This is a genomic window from Nonomuraea guangzhouensis, assembly GCF_019396345.1.
In the GTDB taxonomy this organism is placed as follows: Bacteria; Actinomycetota; Actinomycetes; order Streptosporangiales; family Streptosporangiaceae; genus Nonomuraea; species Nonomuraea guangzhouensis.
On record NZ_JAHKRM010000015.1, the window covers coordinates 256,296 to 277,161 of the forward strand.

General features: G+C 69.9%; 22 protein-coding genes and 1 riboswitch. Of the genes, 11 read left to right on the top strand and 11 right to left on the bottom strand.

From position 1 onward, the window contains the following. Positions 1-455: 455 nt before the first annotated feature. The 3 genes from KME78_RS30530 to KME78_RS64800 form a co-directional block, all read right to left on the bottom strand. Positions 456-1,211 (bottom strand): thiazole synthase, encoded by a 756-nt coding sequence (locus tag KME78_RS30530; protein ID WP_219532840.1) that lies wholly within the window; start codon positions 1,209-1,211, stop codon positions 456-458. Further along, the gene (thiS, locus tag KME78_RS30535) at positions 1,204-1,404 is read right to left on the bottom strand and encodes a sulfur carrier protein ThiS (protein ID WP_219532841.1); all 201 of its coding nucleotides are present in this window, start codon (positions 1,402-1,404) and stop codon (positions 1,204-1,206) included. Before thiS ends, KME78_RS30530 begins: the two co-directional genes overlap by 8 nt. Next, positions 1,401-2,846: an FAD-dependent oxidoreductase gene (locus KME78_RS64800; protein WP_246652098.1), complete on the bottom strand. Its 1,446-nt coding sequence runs from the start codon at positions 2,844-2,846 to the stop codon at positions 1,401-1,403. The genes thiS and KME78_RS64800 overlap by 4 nt, the downstream gene beginning before the upstream one ends. Further along, positions 2,836-2,953: riboswitch (TPP riboswitch) on the bottom strand. It overlaps the preceding gene by 11 nt. Positions 2,954-3,011: 58 nt before the next feature. Here KME78_RS64800 and KME78_RS30555 point away from each other — a divergent pair. Genes KME78_RS30555 through thiE form a run of 3 tightly spaced genes read left to right on the top strand, consistent with a single transcriptional unit; the run spans position 3,012 to position 5,193 of the window. Next, positions 3,012-4,175, top strand: a complete 1,164-nt coding sequence (locus tag KME78_RS30555; protein ID WP_308127193.1) for an NAD(P)/FAD-dependent oxidoreductase — start codon at positions 3,012-3,014, stop codon at positions 4,173-4,175. Positions 4,176-4,205: 30 nt separating this feature from the next. Then, complete coding sequence (locus tag KME78_RS30560; RefSeq protein WP_219532843.1) at positions 4,206-4,580, top strand: Rv2175c family DNA-binding protein; 375 nt, start codon at positions 4,206-4,208, stop codon at positions 4,578-4,580. Then, positions 4,558-5,193, top strand: coding sequence for a thiamine phosphate synthase (gene thiE / locus KME78_RS30565; RefSeq protein WP_219532844.1), 636 nt, complete (start codon positions 4,558-4,560; stop codon positions 5,191-5,193). The genes KME78_RS30560 and thiE overlap by 23 nt, the downstream gene beginning before the upstream one ends. Positions 5,194-5,223: 30 nt before the next feature. Here the strand turns inward: thiE and KME78_RS30570 are convergent, their stop codons facing one another. Then, entirely contained in the window at positions 5,224-6,291 is a 1,068-nt protein-coding gene (locus KME78_RS30570) for a polyprenyl synthetase family protein (protein WP_219532845.1), read from the bottom strand. Positions 6,292-6,364: 73 nt separating this feature from the next. Between KME78_RS30570 and metF the strand changes: the two genes are divergently transcribed. Further along, positions 6,365-7,288 carry a methylenetetrahydrofolate reductase [NAD(P)H] gene (gene metF, locus KME78_RS30575; protein WP_219532846.1) on the top strand — a complete coding sequence of 308 codons (924 nt, stop codon included), beginning with the start codon at positions 6,365-6,367 and terminating at the stop codon, positions 7,286-7,288. A 164-nt stretch (positions 7,289-7,452) separates the two neighbouring features. Here metF and KME78_RS30580 read toward each other — a convergent pair whose 3' ends face one another. The 4 genes from KME78_RS30580 to KME78_RS30595 all read right to left on the bottom strand — a co-directional run bounded on the left by KME78_RS30580 (position 7,453) and on the right by KME78_RS30595 (position 9,922). Beyond that, entirely contained in the window at positions 7,453-7,896 is a 444-nt protein-coding gene (locus KME78_RS30580) for a hypothetical protein (protein WP_219532847.1), read from the bottom strand. Positions 7,897-8,037: 141 nt separating this feature from the next. After that, complete coding sequence (locus tag KME78_RS30585; RefSeq protein ID WP_219532848.1) at positions 8,038-8,529, bottom strand: hypothetical protein; 492 nt, start codon at positions 8,527-8,529, stop codon at positions 8,038-8,040. A 186-nt stretch (positions 8,530-8,715) separates the two neighbouring features. Beyond that, positions 8,716-9,435 (bottom strand): GNAT family N-acetyltransferase, encoded by a 720-nt coding sequence (locus tag KME78_RS30590; RefSeq protein ID WP_308127194.1) that lies wholly within the window; start codon positions 9,433-9,435, stop codon positions 8,716-8,718. Positions 9,436-9,445: 10 nt separating this feature from the next. Further along, complete coding sequence (locus KME78_RS30595) at positions 9,446-9,922, bottom strand: YbaK/EbsC family protein (RefSeq protein WP_219532849.1); 477 nt, start codon at positions 9,920-9,922, stop codon at positions 9,446-9,448. A gap of 134 nt (positions 9,923-10,056) precedes the next feature. Here KME78_RS30595 and KME78_RS30600 point away from each other — a divergent pair, with 134 nt between their 5' ends. The 4 genes from KME78_RS30600 (at position 10,057) to KME78_RS30615 (ending at position 13,099) form a co-directional block, all read left to right on the top strand. Then, positions 10,057-10,851 (top strand): L,D-transpeptidase family protein, encoded by a 795-nt coding sequence (locus KME78_RS30600; protein ID WP_246652101.1) that lies wholly within the window; start codon positions 10,057-10,059, stop codon positions 10,849-10,851. A 178-nt stretch (positions 10,852-11,029) separates the two neighbouring features. Continuing rightward, positions 11,030-11,284 (top strand): hypothetical protein, encoded by a 255-nt coding sequence (locus KME78_RS68465; protein WP_246652106.1) that lies wholly within the window; start codon positions 11,030-11,032, stop codon positions 11,282-11,284. A gap of 9 nt (positions 11,285-11,293) precedes the next feature. Further along, on the top strand, positions 11,294-11,755 hold the full coding sequence (locus tag KME78_RS30610) for a hypothetical protein (protein ID WP_219532850.1): 462 nt from the start codon (positions 11,294-11,296) through the stop codon (positions 11,753-11,755). A gap of 378 nt (positions 11,756-12,133) precedes the next feature. Continuing rightward, a complete protein-coding gene (locus KME78_RS30615) occupies positions 12,134-13,099 on the top strand; it encodes a methyltransferase domain-containing protein (protein ID WP_246652110.1) in 966 nt (321 codons plus the stop codon). 136 nt (positions 13,100-13,235) lie between these two features. Here KME78_RS30615 and KME78_RS30620 read toward each other — a convergent pair whose 3' ends face one another. After that, entirely contained in the window at positions 13,236-13,931 is a 696-nt protein-coding gene (locus KME78_RS30620; RefSeq protein WP_219532852.1) for a response regulator, read from the bottom strand. After that, positions 13,922-15,403: a sensor histidine kinase gene (locus KME78_RS67365; RefSeq protein ID WP_308127195.1), complete on the bottom strand. Its 1,482-nt coding sequence runs from the start codon at positions 15,401-15,403 to the stop codon at positions 13,922-13,924. Before KME78_RS67365 ends, KME78_RS30620 begins: the two co-directional genes overlap by 10 nt. Positions 15,404-15,640: 237 nt before the next feature. Here KME78_RS67365 and KME78_RS30630 point away from each other — a divergent pair, with 237 nt between their 5' ends. From KME78_RS30630 to KME78_RS30640, 3 genes are all read left to right on the top strand, one after another. Beyond that, a complete protein-coding gene (locus tag KME78_RS30630; protein ID WP_219532853.1) occupies positions 15,641-16,927 on the top strand; it encodes an alpha/beta hydrolase family protein in 1,287 nt (428 codons plus the stop codon). Positions 16,928-17,036: 109 nt separating this feature from the next. Beyond that, positions 17,037-19,391, top strand: coding sequence for a penicillin acylase family protein (locus tag KME78_RS30635; RefSeq protein ID WP_219532854.1), 2,355 nt, complete (start codon positions 17,037-17,039; stop codon positions 19,389-19,391). A gap of 11 nt (positions 19,392-19,402) precedes the next feature. Next, the gene (locus KME78_RS30640) at positions 19,403-19,978 is read left to right on the top strand and encodes a class I SAM-dependent methyltransferase (protein ID WP_219532855.1); all 576 of its coding nucleotides are present in this window, start codon (positions 19,403-19,405) and stop codon (positions 19,976-19,978) included. Here the strand turns inward: KME78_RS30640 and KME78_RS30645 are convergent. Further along, entirely contained in the window at positions 19,893-20,861 is a 969-nt protein-coding gene (locus tag KME78_RS30645) for an aldo/keto reductase (RefSeq protein ID WP_219532856.1), read from the bottom strand. The two genes, KME78_RS30640 and KME78_RS30645, sit on opposite strands and share 86 nt — an antisense overlap. Positions 20,862-20,866 lie beyond the last annotated feature (5 nt).

The window sequence follows — 20,866 nt, forward strand, 5'->3', positions numbered from 1 at the left end:
GGCAAGGCCTGACCATCCGAAACTGATGCCGAGCCGTGCTCGATGGAATGCCCTCATTTTCCGCCTAATCCGGACATAAGGCACCGACGTCCCGCCACTCCCAGGCGGGCCTCGGCCTGCGGGCGGTTGGGTTTGCGGGCGTGGGGTTTGCGGGCGTGAGGTCTGCGGGCGTGAGGTCTGCGGGCGTGAGGTCTGCGGGCGCTGCCGGGTGTTCGAGCGGCTCCCCATCCGGACGGAAGACCGTGGCCCGGCCGGGCACCGTCGGGCGCCGGTCTGATGCTGCGGCCGCCGGGGGGCGCGCCGAGGTTCGGATGCGCAGTCCGAGCGGAAGACCGCCGACGAGGTGTTGGGTCTACGGGCCCGCGGTCTACGGGCCCGCGGTCTACGGGCCCGCGGTTTGTGGGTCGGCGGTTTGTGGGTCTGTGAGCCTGCGGGTCAGTGGTCCGGGCCCGGGGCTACGGGCCCGTTGGGGAGGAGGCCTCCGCGTAGCGGCGGCGGGGGATGCGGCCCGCCTGGTGGGCGAGCCGGCCCGCCTGGACCGCCGCTCTCATGGCCGTCGCCATCAGGTCCGGCCGCTGTGCCCGGGTGACGGCCGTGGCCAGGAGTACGGCGTCGCAACCGAGTTCCATGGCCAGGGCGGCGTCGCTGGCCGTACCGATGCCCGCGTCGAGGATCACCGGCACCGAGGCCGCCTCGACGATGAGCTCGATGTTGTGCGGGTTGCGGATGCCGAGGCCCGAGCCGATCGGCGCGCCGAGCGGCATCACCGCCGCACACCCCGCCAGCTCCAGGCGGCGCGCCAGCGCCGGGTCGTCACCGATGTACGGCAGCACCACGAACCCGTCGGCCACCAGCCGTTCGGCCGCGTCGAACGTCTCGATCGGATCCGGCAGCAGCGTCCGCTCGTCGGCGATGACCTCGAGCTTGACCCAGTTCGTGCCGAGCGCCTCCCTGGCCAGCCGGGCGGTCAGCACGGCGTCGCCGGCGGTGAAGCAGCCGGCGGTGTTGGGGAGGACCTTGATGCCGCGCTCGCGCAGTATGTCGAGCACCGAGCCGGGCGCACCGGGGTCGAGCCGCCGCATGGCGACGGTCGTCAGCTCGGTGCCGGACGCGACCAGCGCGTGGTCGAGCACCTCCAGCGACGGCGCGCCGCCGGTGCCCATGATGAGCCGGGAGGAGAACTTCTCCCCGGCGATCAGCAGATCATCCACCTTGCACCGCCGTCAGAACCTCCACGCGGTCGCTGTCGCCGAGCGCCGTCGTCTCCCAGGCGCTCCGCGTCACCACCTCGTCGTTCACGGCCACGGCCACGCCGGTCGTGGCCGCAGTCAGAGTGAGTACGGCCTGCGCCACGGTGGTGCCGTCGGGCACCTCATGCGCGGCCCCGTTGATGGTCACATTCATGAAATATCCCGATACCTCAGCGGCGAGCACAGCTCCGCCAGCTCGCCTTCCTCGCCCAGCACAATGGCCGCCGTGAGCGGGGCCAGCAGCACCCCGCCCCGGTGATGCCCGGTGGCCAGCACCAGTCCCGGTGTGCCACTGGGCCCGATGAGCGGCACGTTGTCCGGAGTGCCCGGCCGCAACCCCGCCTCCACGTCGGCCACCTCCAACTCGGTGACGCCCGGCACCAGCTCGCGGGCGTCCCGCAGCAGCTCGTACAGCCCGCCCGCCGTCACCCTCGTGTCGAACCCCAGCTCCTCCTGCGTCGCCCCGACCACCAGCTCCCCATCACCCCTCGGCACCAGGTAGACGGACGCCCCGTGCACCGTCCCGCGCACGCACCTGCCAAGCAGCGGCTGGGGGGAACGCAGCCGCATGATCTGCCCTTTGACCGGCCGCACCGGGACATCGACCAGCCCAGCACTCCACGCCCCGGCCGCCAGGATGACCCGCTCGCCCCGGATCTCGTCGGGCACGTTCGCCTGGGTGAGGCCGCCCACGGGTATGGCGGGCTCGCCGATCGGAGGCGCAGGTCGCATGGGGTCCTCGCCCGAGGGCTGGTGGGCATGGGGCGTGCGTCGGGCCGACTCCTGGTCCAGAGTGGGTGACCCGCTCCAAACGGGCGATCGGTCCGGGGTCGGTGGCCGGTCCGGGGGTGTGAGGCGTACGCCTACGACCTGGTTGCCGTCGCGGAGCAGGTCGCTCACGCGAGCCCGTACGAGCGGGACGTCCAGGCGCTCGAGGGCGGCCAGGAGTGCGGTGGTGACGCGGCGCGGGTCCACCCACGCGTCACTCCGGGCCAGCAGCCCGCCACGGACGGAGGGCGCCAGCATGGGCTCCAGGCGGCGGCACTCGCGCCCGGTCAGCCGTTCGACCGGTAGCCCCAACTTTTCCATGAACGCGGCCAGCTCCCCGAGCGCCGCCAGATCGTCGGCCCCGAACGCCACGGCGAGCGTCCCATCGACCCGGAAGTCCAGCCCGGCCCGCGCCGCGTCGCTGAGCCCACTCACGGCCTCCCCAGACCCGCTGCCGCCAGCCTTCGACCCGCCGGGCTCGCTGCCATCCGCCCCAGGCCTGTCGACACGGGCATCGGCGCCAAGTCCCGTCCCAGCCCCAAGTTCCGTACCAGCCGTACCAGCCCCAAGGCCCGTACCAGCGTCAAGGCCGGCGTCGGCGGCGAGTTCGGAGGCGAAGGACGGCCAGCGGCGCAGGCCGGCCAGGCCCAGCCGGAGCAGTGGTTCCTCCGTGTACGTGACCTCGCTCACCGGGGCCAGCATGCCGGCCGCCGCGTGCGAGGCCCCCGAGGCCGGAGCCGGGTCGACCACGGTGACCGAACGCCCGGAGCGGGCCAGGCGCCAGGCGATGGACAGCCCGACGATCCCGCCGCCTACGACGATGTCCATATCCGCTCCCTTCGCCGGCATGATCCGGATCAGGTGTCTTGCGGTCGAAGGCCCGGTGCAGCCTTCCTCTCAGCCCGGTAAACGGCCGGACTCCCGCGCGTCTTACGTCCCCAGCCTACGGCCTCGGCGCGACGATGCGGCACGGCCCCCGTTATGGTCTTGAGCGTGAATCATGTCGTGGTGGCAGGCGCCGGACTGGCGGGCGTACGTAGTGTCGAGGCGCTCCGCGCGAGAGGGTTCGACGGCAGGATCACCCTCATCGGGCAGGAACGGCACCGGCCCTACGACCGCCCGCCCCTGTCGAAGGCGGTCCTGTCCGGCAGCAGTGACTCCAGCTTCGTCGACGCCGACCTCGCGGTGCTGGAGGTGGACTTCTGGCCGGGCGTCTCGGCCAAGTCGCTGCGGCCGGGCGTCGTCGAGACCTCCGAGGGCGAGCTCGGCTATGACGGTCTGGTCATCGCCACCGGAGCCGATCCGATCACGCTGCCCGGCGACGGCCAGCAGCACGTGCTGCGCACCCTGGACGACGCTCTGGAGCTGCGCGCCCGGCTCGTCAAGGGCGCCCGCGTGGTGATCATCGGCGCCGGCTGGATCGGCGCCGAGGTGGCCACCGCCGCCCGCCGGGCCGGCTGCCAGGTGACCGTGATCGAGGCCGGCCCCACCCCGCTCGCCCAGGCGGTCGGGCCCGAGATCGGTGCCCGCACCCAGGGCTGGTACGAGGGCATCGACCTGCGGCTCGACACCCTGGTCGGCTCCGTGGACGAGGGCGGCGTCACCCTGGCCGACGGCGACTTCATCGAGGCGCACGTCGTCGTCACCGGCGTCGGGGTGCGCCCGACCGTCGGCTGGCTGGCGGGCTCCGGCATCGACCTGGACAACGGCGTCATCACCGACGAACACATGCGCACCTCCCTGCCGAACGTCGTGGCGGTGGGCGACTGCGCCGCCTGGTGGTCGCGCCGCTTCCAGACCCGGCTCAGGGTCGAGCACTGGGACGCCGCGCTCAACTCACCCGAGGTGGCCGCCGTCACGCTGCTGGGCGGGGATTCGGTGTACGACCCGGTGCCCTATTTCTGGTCCGAGCAGTTCGGCCACATGGTCCAGTACGCGGGCCACCACCCGGCCGGAGACCGCCTCCTCTACCGGGGCGAGCTCGAAGGCAAATGGTCGGCCTGCTGGCTCAATTCGGACGACACTCTCGCTGCGGTCCTCGCCGTGGATCGGCCACGGGATCTCGTACAGGGCCGCAGAATCATCGAAGGCGGCCACCGCGTAGACGCCGAACGCCTGGTAGATCCCGACGTCTCCCTACGGGATTGTGTTGTTTGAGCAAGCACGGCATGTGGTAGTTGTGGTTTCGTGACGCTTTCTGTTGCGCAGATCGACCGGGAGACCGACCAACTCGTCGCCGAGTGGCTCACTCTCCCCGAAGTGGCCGCGCGCCTCGACCTCTCCATGGGGCGGGCCAAGCAACTCCTCAAGGACCGCAAGCTGCTGGGTGTACGCCGGGGTGGTGGCGGGCCTCAAGTGCCCGCGGTGTTCCTTGACGGAAAGGACGTGATGAAGGGCCTGCCTGGCACCCTCTCGGTGCTGCGGGACTCCGGTTACGACGATGTCGAGTCGCTCCGGTGGCTCTTCACCCCCGACGACTCCCTGCCCGGCTCGCCTGTCGACGCCATCAAGGCCGGTCGTCATACCGAGGTCAAGCGGCGTGCCCAAGCCCTCGCTTTCTGACGCCCGCCTCTACCTCTGCACAGACGGCCGCCGCGAACGCGGTGATCTGGCGGACTTCCTCGACGCGGTGCTGGCCGCCGGCGTGGACATCGTCCAGCTGCGGGAGAAGGGGCTTGAGGCGCGCGAAGAGCTCGCGCTCCTCGAGGTCTTCCGCGACGCCTGCGACCGGCACGGCAGGCTGCTGGCGGTCAACGACCGGGCCGACATCGCCTACGCCGCCCGGCCCGACGTGCTCCACCTGGGGCAGGACGATCTTCCGGTGAAGGTCGCGCGAGAGATACTCGGCGACGACGTCTTCATCGGACGGTCCACCCACTCCACCGCCGAGGCGTCCGCCGCGGCCGTGGAGGAGGGCGTCGACTACTTCTGCTGCGGTCCCGTCTGGCCCACGCCGACCAAGCCGGGCCGCCACGCGCCGGGGCCGTCGCTGCTGCGGCACGCGGCGTCGCTCGGCGGCGGGCGGCCGTGGTTCGGGATCGGCGGGATCGATCTGGCCAACCTCGACGAGGTCAGGTCGTACGGGGTCGAACGGGTCGTGGTGGTACGCGCCATCACGGACGCCGACGATCCGGGCGCGGCGGCAGCGGAGTTCGCCAAGCGCCTGGCCAACTGATTCCGCGCGTCCTTCGTGCGGTCGCCGGGGTCAGGTGGTGCGTGAGGTGGCGGCCACCGCCAGGCTCGACAGGGCCGCGCGGGCCTCCGGCGTGATGGGCGCCTTGCCGAGGAACGTCAGTGCCTCGCCGAGGTAGTCGCCGATCATGTCCTCGCACTCCCGCAGCGCCCCCGTGCCCTCGATGATGCCCCGCAGCACGCTCACCCCGTGCTCGTCGAGCCCCGGGTCGCCGAGCAGGGCGCGCACGGTCTCGGCGTCGCCGGGCGAGGCCGCGGCCAGCGTCCTGGCGACCAGCATCGTCCGCTTGCCCTCGCGCAGGTCGTCGCCCGCCGGCTTGCCGGTCTGCGCCGGGTCGCCGAACACGCCCAGGATGTCGTCACGCAGCTGGAACGCGATGCCGACGCGCCGGCCGTACTCCATGCAGAGCTCGTCCATCCACGGCGCCAGCCTGCCGGCGGCGAGCACCAGGCCGAGGCGGAGCGGTTGTTCGACGGAGTATTTGCCGCTCTTGAAGAGGGCGACGCGCAGGGCGGACTCGAAGGTGTTCTCGCCGTGCGCCTGCTCCAGCAGGTCGAGGTATTGGCCGCACATCAGCTCGGTACGCATGTGGTCGTGCACCGGCTGCGCCGCCGCGAGCGACTCGGGCGGCAGGCCGCTGCTGCGCCACATCTCGCCGGACCAGATCAGCAGCAGGTTGCCCAGCAGGATCGCCGCGCCCTCGCCGAACTGCTCCGCCGAGCCGTGCCAGCCCGACTTCTCGTGGATCGCCTGGAAGCGGCGGTGCGCCGATGGCATACCCCTGCGCAGGTCGCTCCGGTCCATCACGTCGTCGTGCACCAGGGCGCTGGCCTGGAGCAGCTCCAGCGATGCGGCGGCGGTGAAGATCTCGGGCACGTCGGTGCCGCCCGCGCCACGCCAGCCCCAGTAGCAGAAGGCCGGGCGCAGCCGCTTGCCGCCGGACAGCAGGTCGTCGGCGGCCGCGCGGAGTGGTTCGAGTTCGGTGTCGCCGGGGGCGGGCAGCTGCCGTTCGACGAACTTCCGCAGCGCGGCGTCCACCTCGGTACGCAGGGCGTCCAGGCTCGCGGCGTCAGTGGTCATAGCACTGAGACTAGTGGTCAGGCAGCGAAGGCGGATCTCCAGGGACGGGGCATGTGGCGGTAGCCTGGTTCCCATGGCGCTTGGTCGACCCTCCATCCTGCCCGATCGTGTCCCCACCGTCCGCGAGCTACTCGCCTCCGGTGCACGGTCGTTCTCCTTCGAGTTCTTCCCGCCGAAGACCGATGAGGGGGAGCGGCAGCTGTGGCGGGCGATCAGGGAGCTGGAGTCGCTGCGGCCGACGTTCGTGTCCGTGACGTACGGGGCGGGCGGCTCCAGCCGTGACCGCACGGTCGACATCGTCGAACGGCTGGCCCACGACACCACGCTCACTCCTGTGGCGCATTTCACCGCCGTCAACCACTCGATCCGCGAGCTGCGCCACCTGATCGGCCGCTTCGCGGACGCGGGGGTGCGCAACATCCTCGCCGTGCGGGGCGACCCTCCGGGTGACCCGACGGGGGAGTGGGTGCAGCATCCTGAGGGCGTCCTCTACGCCGAGGAGCTCGTGCGGCTGATCCGGCAGGTGGGCGACTTCTGCGTGGGCGTGGCGGCGTTCCCGTACAAACACCCGCGTTCGCCGTCGATCGAGTCCGACACCGACTTCTTCGTCCGTAAGTGCCGGGCGGGGGCCGACTACGCGATCACCCAGATGTTCTTCCAGGCGGACGACTACCTGCGGCTACGCGACCGGGTGGCGGCGCAGGGCTGCGACACGCCGATCATCCCGTGCATCATGCCGGTCACGCAGATGAGCACGATCGCCAGGTCGGAGCAGCTGTCGGGGGCGCCGTTCCCGCCCGAGCTGGCGGCCCGCTTCGAGCAGGTGGCCGACGACCCGGCGGCCGTGCGGCGGCTGGGCATCGATCACGGGGTGGAGCTCTGCCAGCGGCTGCTCAATGAGGGCGCGCCGGGCATCCACTTCATCACCTTCAACCGGTCGAGCGCGACGCGAGAGGTGTTCGAGCGGCTGTCGGTGGTGGAGGCGCTGTCCGCGTGATGCGCGTTCAACGGAAAAGCAGTTTCTTGTACGGCTAAGCCCGGTGGGCCCCAACCGCCGACCGTGGCTGGGGCCTGTCCAGGGGAACGGTTACGAGGTTCCCCAGCTTGCCGCCGTGACGTGCGCCTTGTTGACCGTCTACGTGGTCTGCGCGCTGACCCGGGTCAGTCGATCCGCTGGCAGATCTCCACCGGCAGCTGAGGAGACCACGTCTTGGTGGCCTCGTCGTACGCGCGGGCGTACCCGTTCTTGAACCCGGAGCAGGGAGCGGCGATCGTCGTCTCCACATAGATGGCCCCGCCGGGGGTGATGGGGTGCGGCCGGGCGATCTCCCACTTGGCGAACGCCACCCGGCCGGTGGTGAACTTGACGGCCAGGTAGACGCGGCGGTTGACGGTGAAATTGCCGCCGGCGACCTTGAGGTGGCCGTTGAAGGTGTACGTGAACAGGAAGGGCTGGGCCTGCCGGAGACCCTCGAAGGTCGCGCTGGTGATGCCCGCGGTGGAGGTGGTCGACGCGTTCGCGGCGGCGCTGAGGGCGGGGACGCCCAGGGCGAGGAGGCCGGCGGTGGCGGTGACTCCGAGCAGGCTGCGGATGGTGCGGTTCATCGGGATCTCCTATGTGATGGCGTGAACCGTGCGGGCCCGTTGAAGGCTTGCGTCACCATTGATGCGCAGGTCGCCTGTAGCGTGCTTACAGCGGGCTTACGTCCGCATGCAGACCGCTGTCGGTTGCCTGAACGTGATGGCCTAGCCGAAGTACTGCCAGATGCTGAACCTGCGCACGTAGAGGGGGATGGCGTCCCGGCCGAGCACCCGGGTCCTGCTGATGCGGGTCTTCTTGTTGATCGTGACCTTGACGCACTTCAGGAGCGCCTTGTGCCACCCCGGCAGGGCGTAGTACGAGATGGACACGCCGCGGTGCCCCAGGCCCCGGTCGGAGAATCCCATCCCCACCTCCCGGTAGATACGTCTCGACCCCTTCAACTGGAACGCGGTGGAGCCGATGATCGCGTGATTGGCCTTCTTGGGGCAGTGCACGAATATCCGGACATGGCTGGCCTGGCGAGGGTTCCCAGGGAGGATACGGAGCCACGCGACCTTCTTCAGCGCCTTGGGAATGGGGCCCTTGCCGTCGTCTGAGGAGGACGGCGACGTCGTAACTCCGGCTGTAGCGGTGAGTGGGGCGCCTGGGCTCATCATGAGGGTGGCGGCCAGGCCGATCTGTGCGACGAGACGCATGTGTTCCTCCTGCCGGACGCCCGGGCGGCGGCATACTCGCCGAGTGGCGTGTCACGGGTGTCGGTGAAGGGGGAGTGGCCTCGAGTATCCCGCCTGACCAGGCTGATCAGCTCGATTATGTCGATCGTGTCGCGGACGGGAGGGAGCCGCGCTGGTACGTTCCGCTGTTCTTGGATAGCCCGAGGATCAGGTCAGGGGGAGGCGTCGGCCCAAGATCGCGTACTGCTCGTAACCGCCGGGGAACAGGAACGGGCTCAGCAGGTCGGTGAAGCCCATGCTGGCGTACAGGTGGCGGGCCATGGTGGGGCGGTCGTGCGTGGACAGGACCGCCGAACGTTCGGGGCGGCCCGCGCACAGGGTGGTGATCATGGCCCGGCCGATGCCCTTGCCCTGGTAGTCGGGGTGCATGTGGATCTCGGCCAGTTCGAACGCGTTGCCCAGCCAGGCTTCGGCCGCCTCCCTGCCCGCGCGGCTCTCCAGCGCGCGGAACACGACGTCGTGCCACCACTGGCCCGGGGCGCCCCGGAAACCGTAGGCGAAGCCGACGATCTTCGGGCTGGACGCGTCGCCGGGGTGTCGCGTTCCAGCGTTCGGGTCTGCGCCCATCCCGTTGCTCGGCGAGGTGCCCGGCGCCGAGGCCGTGAACCACCGCCTGCGCTCACTCAGCGTCGGAACCCCGGCCCCGGGAACCTCGGCGAAGGCCGAAGGCGCGTCCGGAGTCTCCGGGCCGCCACGCAATTCAGCGAAGTAGCACTGGAAGTAGGGATATGTGCCGTGATTTCGCATGATGGCCTTGCGGCCGGTGATCTGGTCCGTGGGCGGGCGCATGGCGGCGGTATAGATGTCGATCACCGTGTCCAGACGTTCGGTGAACTCCGCCTGGCCCGCCCCGCGAAACTCGATCACGCGTCGCACACTACTCGACGTCGACGGGCGTACCACCGGTGATACGCACCAGCTCATCGAATGTGGTGGGAAAGACAGTGAGCGGGTGCCCGCCCGCGGCCCATACGACCTCGTGCTTGCTCAGCCAGTTGTCCACCAGCGTCCGCACCGGGGCCGGATGCCCCACGGGCGCGACGCCGCCGATCGGCTGGCCCGTCGCGGCCCTGACGAACTCCGGTGTCGCCCGCCGTACCTTCAGAACCCCCGCCGTGCGGGCGATCAACTCGACGTCGACGCGGTGCGCACCGCTGGTCAGCACGAGGAGCGGCGCGCCGTCCGCATCGAAGATGAGGCTGTTGGCGATGGCGCCGACCTCGCAGCCGACCTGCGCGGCGGCGGTGGCCGCAGTGGGAGCTTTCTCCGGCAGGACGATGATCTCTCCCTCGGCGCCCAGCGCGCGGAGGGCGGTTTCCACCAGAACGGCGTTAGCCGGCAACTTCTCAGACATGGGCACACTCTAAACAGATTGACCATTGCATTACCTGGACATGGTGGTGGTGTAGGGTCCTTTGATTCGAATGTTCATGGTATGAGAGGTGGTACGGGGTGGGGGACCGACGGCTGCCCGGCGTGGCTGCTCTCTTGACGGTTGGTGCAGTACTCCTGACGGGGTGCGGTACATCCGCGACCCAGGTGCGGCTGGCCGCCGCGCCCGCCATCACTTCCATCACGCCAACGCCCACTGCGGCAACGCCCACGGCGACGGCTCCCGCGGCGGCCGCCACAGCGGGACCGAGTGCCATCGCCGCGCCGAAGCGGACGCTCAAGCTGGGCGCCAAGGGCGAAGCGGTCATGTGGCTGCAGAACCGGCTCAGAGGGCTCGGTTACCGCCCGGGCAAGGCCGACGGCCGCTACGGCGGTTCGACGCTGACGGCCGTGTGGGCGTTCCAGAAGGTCAACGGCATCAGGCCGACCAGCACGATCGCCAAGCGCACGTGGACCGCGCTGGAGAACCCCAGGACCCCCAAGGTCCTGGTCAAGAACGGCCAGCCGACCCGCGCCGAGGTCAACCTGACCAAGCAGATCATGGTCCTGTACGTCGGCGGCGAGGTGAAGCTGATCACCCACATCTCCTCCGGCAGCGGCGTCCCCTACTGCGAGACGGCGACGTGGCAGGGCAAGAAGCAGCGCTTCTGCGGCTCGGCCAGCACGCCCACGGGCGACTTCAAGACGACGTGGCGCGCGAAGGGCTGGCACCGGTCGTACCTGGGGCAGCTGTACAACCCGATCTTCTTCAACGGCGGCATCGCCTTCCACGGCGCGCTGTCGGTGCCGCTGTACCCGGCGTCTCACGGGTGCGTGCGGATGCCGATGAACGTGGCGGTCGAACTGCCTGGACTGCTGGGCAAGGGCGTACCGGTGCACGTGCGACGCTAGCTGCGCCGGCGATAGGTCCGTGAGCTTCGGGAAGTTATCGTCCTGGAGTTCGCGGACCTTTTGGCATCCTGGGTGCTGCAGATGATCGCTGGGCAACTCCCGAAAAGTTCCGTCACGGAGCGTGTTCCCACTAACCGTGAGCGTATCGACGGACCGCTTCGAAAGGAGTCGATCGCTGATGAACATGGACCGGTTGCCGGCCATCTACCGGCGCACCCACGGCATCCGCTACTTCCACGGCTGCTACAGCCTGGGCGACGATCAGCTGTGGGGCATCACCCGCACCCGCAAAGGCGCCGACCACAGTGCTGGCCGCCCAACGGCGCGAACGCGCCCGAATCCCCAGCGAGAAACAACGCCGCTGGGGACGGCCCACCACCACCCGAGCCGCTTGATCAACCAACCCGGTGAACGCTCGTGGTCACCGCACTAGCCTTGCCGCATGACCATGGAAGACCGACTCGCCACTATCGATGGTCTACTGGCCCGCCCTTTTCCGATAGAAGAAGAACGAGCGGCGCCGGCCAGCGAGACGTGGGAGGGGTATCGCTCCAGTGGACAGCGCAGCCACTTGTGCTTCTTGATGGCCAGCCAGGACTTTTGGGACGACCGCAGCGAGGATGTCGTCCAGGCGGCGGAGGAAGAGATCGCCGCCGCCCTCGAGGCGCTGGTGACCGCACTGACGTCGCGCTGGGGACGGCCCGAAGTAGTCGATCTGTGGCGTGACCTGGGGGGTGATAGCCCGCCAGTGCCTGAGCCGATGAACGAGCTCAGCCAGTTCAGCGGCAGGATGTCCGTCTGGCATCCGGGCGCCGGCCGATGGGTTGCACTCGCGGTCGGTCAGGCTGATCCGGAGTTCCCGATCCTGTTACTCGCCGCCATTGGTGAAACGCCGCTTCTCTAGGTGCGCCCTTGACGGCGATCATCGGCAGCGAAGCGTGCCGCCAGCTCGTTTCAACGATCCCGGCTGCCCGCAGCCTCACCAACATATGCAATCCCGAGTGCAAACCGGGCACAGGAGACGGATCAGACTGTGCACCCGCGGAGACCGAGGCATGTGATCCCTCGTTCTGCGACCCCGACTCCTGAGGATCCATCAGTGACCTGGCATGAACACGCCGCTCGGCTCGCCGCCAGCGTGACTCCGCGTGGGTCACGGTGGCGCGAGCCCGTCACGACCACTCCCCGCCACCTGTTCGTTCCCCGGTGGTGGGACACCCCAGTCGGCGTCTCGTTCGGCCACTGGGAACTGCGCGACGGGCTCGCTGACGAGCAGGAGTGGATGACGGCGGGCTACCGTGATGAGAGTCTGATCACGCAGGTGGCGGGCGTGCACGCCGATCATGCCGCCCCCGGACAGGTCCTCACCGGGCGGCCGACCTCCAGTTCCACACTGCCTGGTCTGGTTGTTCGTATGTTGCGCCACGGGGAGATCTACGACGGCGCGGACGTGCTCGACCTGGCTACAGGCTCGGGCTACAGTGCCGCGCTGCTGTCTCGGTTGCTGGGCGATGCGCACGTCACCAGCATTGACGTAGACCCGTATTTGACGGAGGCCGCCGCCGAGCGGCTCGACCGCGTCGGTCTGCACCCCAAGGTCGTCACCTGTGATGGGAACGGCCCGCTGCCCGGCCGGTACGACCGGATCGTGTCGATGGTCGCGGTGCGGCCGATACCCGTGAGTTGGCTGGAAGCCCTGCGCCCCGGAGGGCGGTTGGTCACGTGCATCGCCAACACCTCGCTGATCGTTACGGCGAACAAGACCGACGACGGTTGGGCACACGGGCAGATCGAACGTGATTGGGCGATGTTCATGCCCACCCGTTCGGGCAGCGGAGCATACGTGTCGCGGCTTACCGACATGTACGAGGCGATCCGCGACCAGTCCGGCGAGGATGTCCGGCAGGGGCGGTATCCCGTCGTCGACGCTGGAGCCGGGTGGGAGTTGCGGTCAATGCTGGAGGTCACGGCACCGGGGATCGAGGACCGCTACGAAGAGGATGAGGACGGTCGTCGGACGGCCTGGCTCCTGCACGAAGACGGGTCGTGGGCTCGGGCCAGTGCGCAGGGGACGGACTGTCCGACCGTGCACCAGGCGGGACCTCGCAGGTTGTGGGACATCTTCGACGATCTCCGTTTCCATTGGCTGGCCAGCGGGTCACTGCCGTTGTACGGCGCTCGCGTCTCCATTACGCCCAAGGGGGTCATTCGCGTATGGCGGGGCACCTGGAAGGGCGTTATCCGCTGACTGTCCCCATCGAAGCTCCGGCATCGATGGCGTTCAAGGCGACCACATCCCCAGGGTGGCCGGACGCGGTGTGCGCCACAGCGGGGACCGGACGCCTTCCTGGACGGTGTGCGGGGCGGGCAGTTCGATTCGTCCATCATGCTTGAGGAGCTGAGGGGCGTTCCGAGCCCGGGGTGATCAACCCCGTCTCGTATGCGAGGACGACCGCCTGAACCCGGTCCCTGAGGCCGAGTTTGGACAGGATGCGCGCCACGTGGGTCTTGATCGTCGTCGGGCTGAGGCTCAGCCGTCCGGCGAGTTCGGCGTTGCTCAGCCCGGTGGCGAGCAGGCGCAGCACCTCCAGCTCCCGGGGTGTCAGCTCCGACAGGTCGCGGTGGACGGCCGCCCTGGCCTCGTCACGGCGGGCGAACCGTTCGACCAGGCGGCGGGTGATCGTCGGGGCGAGCAGGGCGTCGCCCGCGCGGACCAGGCGTACCGCGGCCACCAGGTGTTCGGGCGTGACGTCCTTGAGCAGGAACGCGCTGGCCCCCATGGTGAGCGCGGCGTAGACATAGTGATCGAGGTCGTAGGTGGTCAGGATGAGGACGCGGGTCTCGTCCGCGGCGCCTGCCATGATCTGCCGGGTGGCTTCGAGGCCGTCCATCTCCGGCATCCGGATGTCCATGAGGACGACGTCGGGCCGGGTGCGCCAGACGGCGGCGACGGCTTCGGCGCCGTTGGCCGCTTCGGCCGCCACCTCGATGCCGTCGGCGGCGAGGATCATCCCGAACCCGCTGCGTACCAGCGCCTGGTCGTCGGCGATGACCACGCGCAGTGGCCTGTTCACGTCCATGGAACCCTCGCCTTGATCTGGTAGCCGCCGCCGTCCCTTGGTCCCGCCCGCAGGGTGCCGCCGTAGAGCGCGAGCCGCTCCCGTAGCCCGATCAAACCCCTGCCCTGGCCGTCTCCGGCCACCATCGCCTGCCTGCCGCTGGTGTCGGTGGCATCGATCGCCTGTCGGCCGCCGGGGTCGGGGACGTCGATCGGCTGCCCGCTGCCGGGGTTGGGGACGTCGATCGGCTGCCCGCCGCCGGTGTCGGTGATCTCGATCTCCAGCCAGTCGCCGCTGTGGCCGATCGTGACGGACGCCGTCGCGCCGGCCGCGTGCTTGATCGTGTTGGTCAAGGCCTCCTGTACGACGCGGTAAACGGCCAAATCCACCCCCGGCGGCAGCGGGCCGGGCGGTGGAGCGACCTCGACGCTGACCGGAACTCCGGCCGCGCGAACCCGTTTGATCAAGGAGTCCAGCTGGTCGAGTCCCGGTTGGGGTTCGAGCCCGTCCGCGCCCGCCCGCGTGCTTTCCGGACCGGCGAGCAGGCCCATGACGTGGCGGAGTTCGGCCATGGCGGCCCGGCCGCCGGCTTCGACCGCCAGCATGGCCTGCTTCGACTGGGCCGGGGCCGTGTCCATCACCTTGCGTGCCGCTCCGGCCTGGATCACCATCACGTTCACATTGTGGGTGACGACGTCGTGGAGTTCGGCGGCGATCCGGGAGCGCTCCACCTCGACGGCCCTGCGCATGGCCTCCTCCTGAGCCTGCTGGAGCGCGGCGAACCGGCGACGGCCGGCGTCGAGCCGCTGCCTCCAGAACCGGCCGGAACTCGCGGCGACTCCGGCGCTCAGCAGCACCACGAACGGCCCCAGCCAGCTCGGCAACGGCGGTACGGAATCCTGGAAGGCCGCGCCGGCCAGGACGGTCGCGAGGACGAGACCGCCCATCGCCAGCGCCCGGTGCCGGCTGTGGGCCACGGCGCCATATGCGGCGATGGCGAACGTCAGCACGGTGATCCAGGTCGCGTCGTCATGGGTGGCCAACGCCGCGCCCAGCACCACCCAGAAGGTGACCAGCGGATAGAGCCGCCGCACCGCCAGCGGCAACGCGGTCAGCACCACCAGGAACGGAAGCGGGCCCGAACCTGCCGGGTCGGCGCCCGAACCTGCCGGGTCGTTCGCAGAGCCTGCTGGGGCGTCGGCGGCGGGATTGTCCGGCCGTATCGGACTGTCAGGCCGGACAGCGCTGCTCCGTGGCTGCGGAGCGGGCCGCAGCCGCAAGGGCGCTGTCAGGGAGGGTGGCTGCCCTTCGACGCGATGGAGACCACCGTCTGGCGTGCTGACCGTGGTCGCGGCCACCGCGACCACCGTCAGGACGATCGCGAGCAGCAGGTCGGCGAGGAGGGACCGGCGCGAGGGCCGGGCGGGCTTCTGCTCGGGGCGCAGCACATCCAGCCCGAGCTGCCACCATCCGCGTCGTTCGCTCACTGTCACGGATGCATTGTCCCGACCGCACGGTACGTCCCGCGTCAGCCTCGGTGACCGGGCCCGACGTCCTCCAGGAGTACATCTCAGGGATGACCCGGCCGGCGGTCGTCCTCAAGAAGGGGCCGATATCGGCAGGACAGCCGACGCGGGCGAATCTCCTGCGCGCATAGCTTGCTTGCTGCCATCGGCCGCCCGTGGAGACTCCATCGAGGCGGCCGCTCCGATCAGAAAGGACAACAGTTCATGGGTTATGCGCGGAAAACAGGGCATCGGGGCGTCACCGCCGTCGCGGCTCTGCTCGCCTTCGTGGGCGCCACCTCCTGCGCCCCCGCGTCCGCGGCCGGCCCGCTCCGATCCGACGGGCCCTCGCGTACGCCGTCCGCCGCCTCTGCCAGGCTCGCCTCCGCTGGGCCCTCGCGCACGCCGTCGTCCGCCTCCAGCCGGCCCGCCTCCGCCGGTCTGGCGTCCCTCCGCGGCGGCGCGCCGTACCTCCCCAAACCGACCGGATCCCAGCCGGTCGGCACCACGTCCCTGTACCTCAAGGACACCTCCCGCGCCGACCCCTGGGTGCCCAGCGTGAAGGCGAGGGAACTCATGATCTCCCTGTGGTACCCGGCGAGATCCCGTGGCGGGAAGACAGCCCCGTACATGACTCCCAAGGAATCAGAACTTCTCATGAAGGACGGGGGGATAACCGATCTGCCGCCCGACCTGCTCAGCAAGACGCGAACCAACGCGACCATCGACGCGAAACCGGCGGGTCATCGGCGCGGACTGCCGCTGGTGGTGCTCTCCACCGGCTTCACCGAGCCCCGGAGCTCGCTCACCGCACTGGCCGAGGACCTGGCGAGCAGAGGGTTCGCGGTGGTCTCCATCGGCCACACGTACGAGACCGCGACGAGTTTCCCCGGCGGACGGATCACCACCTGTGTGGCATGCCAGGTCAAGAAGAAGGACCAGACCTTCTGGGACAAGGTTGGGGCGACCAGGGCGGCCGACGTCTCCTTCGTGCTGGACGAGCTGACGCGCGCACACTCCACATGGAAGATCGACCCAGCCAGGATCGCGATGGCCGGTCACTCGGCGGGCGGCGCGAGCGCTGTGGGGGCCATGCTCAAGGACTCGAGGGTACGCGCGGGGATCGACATCGACGGCACCGCGTTCGTCCCGGTTCCGGAGAGCGGGTTGGCGCGGCCGTTCCTCTTCCTGGGCACGCAGGCGAAACACAGCCCGGGCGGAGACGTCACGTGGGACGCCGCCTGGAAGAACCTGGCGGGGTGGAAGCGCTGGCTCGTGGTGGCGGGGGCGGAGCACGTCTCGTTCACCGACATCGCCGTGCTGGGCGAACAGATCGGCATCTACCGGAACACCGCCCTGCCCCCTGCCCGTTCCATGGAGATCACCCGCACATACGTGGCGGCGTTCTTCGACCTGCACCTGCGCGCGAAGCCGCAGCCGCTGCTCAACGGGCCGTCATCACGTTTCCCCGCGGTCAAGCTGTGTGACGTCGAGCAGAAGACGTGCGCTTAGCCCCCTAACCGACCCCTCCGCGCCCCCTAAATATCCCGAATTCGCTGGCCGAAATCACCTCAGGCGTCCTGTCATGGAAGTCGCCGAGGGGAACGAGGGGTGCTGTGCCATGCGGAGACGCCTGCGTGCCGGAGTGGCGCTGGTCGCCGGACTCGTGGTGAGCCTGACGGCGCCGTCCGTCGCGGCACAGTCGCGGCAGGCCACGGAGCAGTACGTCCCGGGGCTCCGGCAGCCGGTCGAGCTGCTGGTGGACCAGTGGGGTGTGCCGCACATCTACGCCCAGAACACCGACGACCTCTTCCTCGCCCAGGGATTCAACGCCGCCAGGGACCGGCTGTTCCAGATCGACCTCTGGCGGCGGCGCGGACTGGGCGAATTGTCAGCGGTGTTCGGCTCCGCCTACGTGGAGCAGGACAGAGCGACGAGGATGTTCCTGTACCGCGGAGACATGGACCGGGAATGGTCGAGCTACGGCCCCGGAGCGAAACAGGCCGCGACCCGTTTCACCGACGGCATCAACGCCTACGTACGGTGGCTCGCGGCGAATCCGGAGAGCATGCCGCCCGAGTTCCAGCAGCTCGAGTACGCGCCCGCGCTCTGGCGGCCGGAGGACGTGGTGCGGATCAGAAGCCACGGCATCTCCAAGAACGTCTTCAGCGAGGTCCTCCGATCGCTCCTCGTCTGCGCGGGGGGCATCAAGGCCGCCGGATCCCTGTGGCAGCTGGAACCCGCATGGACCGTAGCCCTGCCCAAGGGACTCGACCCCTGCGCCGTGCCCGTGGACGTGCTGCGGACGTACGACCTGGCCACGCGGGGGGTGGTCGTCCAAAACGGCACGTTACGCCAAGCCCCCGCCGACCCCGCGGGCACTGAAGGCAGCAACGCCTGGGCGATCTCGCCGGGCCGGTCCACCACGGGCCGCCCGATCCTGGCCAGCGACCCGCACCGGTCGCTGACCGCGCCCTCGCTGCGCTACCTGGCCCATCTGTCGGCCCCCGGGCTCGACGTCATCGGGGCCGGTGAACCCGCGCTTCCGGGAATCTCGATCGGGCACAACGGCACCGTCGCGTTCGGCCTGACCATCTTCGGCACCGACCAGGAGGACCTCTACGTCTACCAGCTCGACCCCGACGACCCGGGCAGGTACCGGTACGGCGACGGCTGGGAGCGCTTCAGGACGACGACCGAGCAGGTGCCCGTCGCGGGCGGCGCGCCGGTCGAGGTGGAGCTGCCCTTCACCAGGCACGGCCCCGTGCTCAAGATCGACCGGCAGCGCAACCTCGCGTACGCCCTGCGCACCACCTGGCTGGAGCCCGGCACGTCGCCCTATTTCGGCAGCCTGACGTACATGGGCGCCCGCGACTTCACGCAGTTCGCCGCGGCCATGAGCACCTGGGGCGGGCCACCCGAGAACCAGGTTTACGCCGATAAATCGGGCAATATTGGTTGGGTGCCGGGCGGCCTCACTCCCAAGCGCACCGGCTACGACGGCCTGTTGCCCGTCCCGGGCGACGGCCGCTACGAATGGGACGGTTTCTACGACGGCGCCCGCCTGCCCCGCTCCTACAATCCGCGCCGGGGCCTGGTCACCTCGGCGAACGAGTTCGACCTGCCCGCGAACCACCCCGTGCAGGTGGGGTACGAGTGGGATCCGCCCTACCGCAAACAGCGGATCGACGAGGTGCTCGCGTCGAGCCCGCGCAGTTCGGTCGCGAACTCGATCCGCCTCCAGGCCGACAAGGTGTCCAAGCCCGCCCAGCGGATCGTACGCGTGCTCGCCGGTCTGACGAGCACGGATCCGGACACCGCGCGGGCGCTGGAGCTGCTCCGGTCCTACGACGGGGCGGCGGAGGCGGACTCGCCGGCGGCGGCCCTGTTCGAGTCGTGGTTCTCGCGGCAGCTCGTGCCGGCCTTCCGCCGCGCGGTGCTGCCGCCGGCGGTGGCGGACTTCATCCCGGTCACCGATGCCCGCCTGCTGGTCGACGCGCTGGAGAACCCGGAACGCTGGTTCGGCTCCGGAGGGAAGGCCGCGCGGGACGACCTGCTGGCCACGACCCTGGCCGCCGCCTACCGCGAGGTCGCCGGGCGGCTCGGTGCCGACCCGCGAGTGTGGAAGTGGGGCGCGCTGCAGTACACCGAGTTCGCCGGTCCTGTCGGCGCGAACGTGGGTCCCTTCCCCCGGGGCGGCTCGGCGTACACGGTGGACGCCTCCACCTACGACTCGGCCACGTACCGGCAGTCGTCCGGAGCGTCGTTCAAGATGGTGCTCGACGTCGGTCAGTGGGACAACTCCCGCGCGGTCAACGCTCCCGGCCAGTCCGGCGATCCGCGGAGCCCGCACTACCGGGACCTGGCCGAACGCTGGAGGTCAGGCGAGTACTTCCCGCTGCTGTACAGCCGCGCCCAGGTGGACCGGTACGCCGCGATCAGGATCACGCTGCGGCCGGGTGGACCCGCGCGCTAGCTTCGCGTGTCATGGCGTTCAATCACAATGATCACTATCATCCGCTGCTGCTCAAGCAGATCCCGGAAGGGGCCGGTACCGCCCTGGACGTCGGCTGTGGGACCGGCCGGTTCGCTCGTCTCCTGGCCGGGCGGGGGCTCGAAGTGGACGCGATCGATTCGTCCCCGGAAGCCATCGAGATGGCCCGCTCGCTCCCGGGATCCGTACGGTACGAGCAGGCCGACATCGCCCTGGCCGAGCTGCCGAGCGGCCGGTACGACTTCGTCTCGTGTCTGGCGAGCATCCACCATGTGCCGTTCGAGACGGTGAGCCTGTTGCGTGGCTCGCTCGCTCCCGGTGGGGTGCTGGCGATCCTCGGCTGCTACCGGGAGAGCACACCGGCGGATTACGCGACGAGCCTGTGCGCGGTGCCGGTGAACGCGGTCGCGCGCCTGCTGTCGAGGACCGGTGCGAAAGAGGAGGAGATGGTGGTCGCCAAGGCGATGATGACCTTGCCGGAGATCAAGGCGGAGGCGGCGACGCTGCTTCCCGGAGCCTCGATCCGCCGCCTCCTGTTCTGGCGCTACCTGCTGGTTTACCGGGCGTGAGAGCCCGCCAGAGGGCCTCGGGTATGGGATGGTCCAGGGCGGTGAGGTTGGTGGTGATCTGGGCTGGTTCGTGGGCGCCCACCAGGATGGAGTGGACCGCCGGGTGCTGGAGGGGGAACTGCAGGGCCGCGGCCGTCAGCGGGACGTCATGGTCCTGGCACGCCGCGGCGATCCGCTGGACCTCCGGTGAAGCAGAGTCCGGGGGCGGGCTGGTCAGGTGGCCGCGATGCAGGAGGCTGGCCGCGACGACCGGGATGGCCCGCTCCTGGCACAGGGGTAACAGCTCCTCGAACGCCGACCGGCGCAGCAGCGTGCACTGGTTGGCGGCGAGCAGGAGGTCGGGGTCGGCGTGCTTGACGAAGTCGACGAGCATCCGCGACTGGTTCATGCCGACGCCGATCGCCCGCACCACGCCCTGGGCGCGCAGGTCCGCCAGGGCGGGGTACGCCTCGTCCAGAGCCTGCGGCCAGTGGTGGTCGGGGTCGTGGATGAGCAGGATGTCGATCCGGTCCAGGCCGAGGCGGTCCAGGGAGTCCGAGACGCTGCGCAGGACGCCGTCGCGGGTGAAGTCCCACTCGACATGGTGGTCGTCGGGGACCGCGAAGATGCTCGCCTCACGCGACCCGCTGGAGCCGGGCTTCACCAGCCGGCCGACCTTGGTCGACAGGAGGTAGTCCGACCGGGGGCGGGAGCGCAGGGCCCGGCCCAGGCGCCGCTCCGCCAGGCCGAGGCCGTAGAAGGGGGCGGTGTCGAAGTAGCGGATCCCGGCCGCCCAGGCCGTGTCGATCACGGCCTGGGCCTGGGCGTCGGAGATGGGCTGGAGGTAGTTGCCCAGGGGTCCGCCGCCCAGGCCCACCCTGGGGAGGGCGAGTGAGGGAGTCACCGTGT

Bases quoted from the DNA above. Each gene is read 5' to 3' on its own strand.
- KME78_RS30570 (WP_219532845.1), bottom strand. From the start codon at position 6,291: ATGACCACTGACGCCGCGAGCCTGGACGCCCTGCGTACCGAGGTGGAC.
- KME78_RS30580 (WP_219532847.1), bottom strand. From the start codon at position 7,896: ATGAACCGCACCATCCGCAGCCTGCTCGGAGTCACCGCCACCGCCGGC.
- KME78_RS30595 (WP_219532849.1), bottom strand. From the start codon at position 9,922: ATGTCTGAGAAGTTGCCGGCTAACGCCGTTCTGGTGGAAACCGCCCTC.
- KME78_RS30635 (WP_219532854.1), top strand. From the start codon at position 17,037: ATGCGGAGACGCCTGCGTGCCGGAGTGGCGCTGGTCGCCGGACTCGTG.
- thiS (WP_219532841.1), bottom strand. From the start codon at position 1,404: ATGAATGTGACCATCAACGGGGCCGCGCATGAGGTGCCCGACGGCACC.
- KME78_RS30615 (WP_246652110.1), top strand. From the start codon at position 12,134: ATGACGGCGGGCTACCGTGATGAGAGTCTGATCACGCAGGTGGCGGGC.
- KME78_RS30640 (WP_219532855.1), top strand. From the start codon at position 19,403: ATGGCGTTCAATCACAATGATCACTATCATCCGCTGCTGCTCAAGCAG.
- KME78_RS30630 (WP_219532853.1), top strand. From the start codon at position 15,641: ATGGGTTATGCGCGGAAAACAGGGCATCGGGGCGTCACCGCCGTCGCG.
- KME78_RS64800 (WP_246652098.1), bottom strand. From the start codon at position 2,846: ATGGACATCGTCGTAGGCGGCGGGATCGTCGGGCTGTCCATCGCCTGG.
- KME78_RS30585 (WP_219532848.1), bottom strand. From the start codon at position 8,529: ATGCGTCTCGTCGCACAGATCGGCCTGGCCGCCACCCTCATGATGAGC.
- KME78_RS30610 (WP_219532850.1), top strand. From the start codon at position 11,294: ATGACCATGGAAGACCGACTCGCCACTATCGATGGTCTACTGGCCCGC.
- metF (WP_219532846.1), top strand. From the start codon at position 6,365: ATGGCGCTTGGTCGACCCTCCATCCTGCCCGATCGTGTCCCCACCGTC.
- KME78_RS30620 (WP_219532852.1), bottom strand. From the start codon at position 13,931: ATGGACGTGAACAGGCCACTGCGCGTGGTCATCGCCGACGACCAGGCG.
- KME78_RS68465 (WP_246652106.1), top strand. From the start codon at position 11,030: ATGAACATGGACCGGTTGCCGGCCATCTACCGGCGCACCCACGGCATC.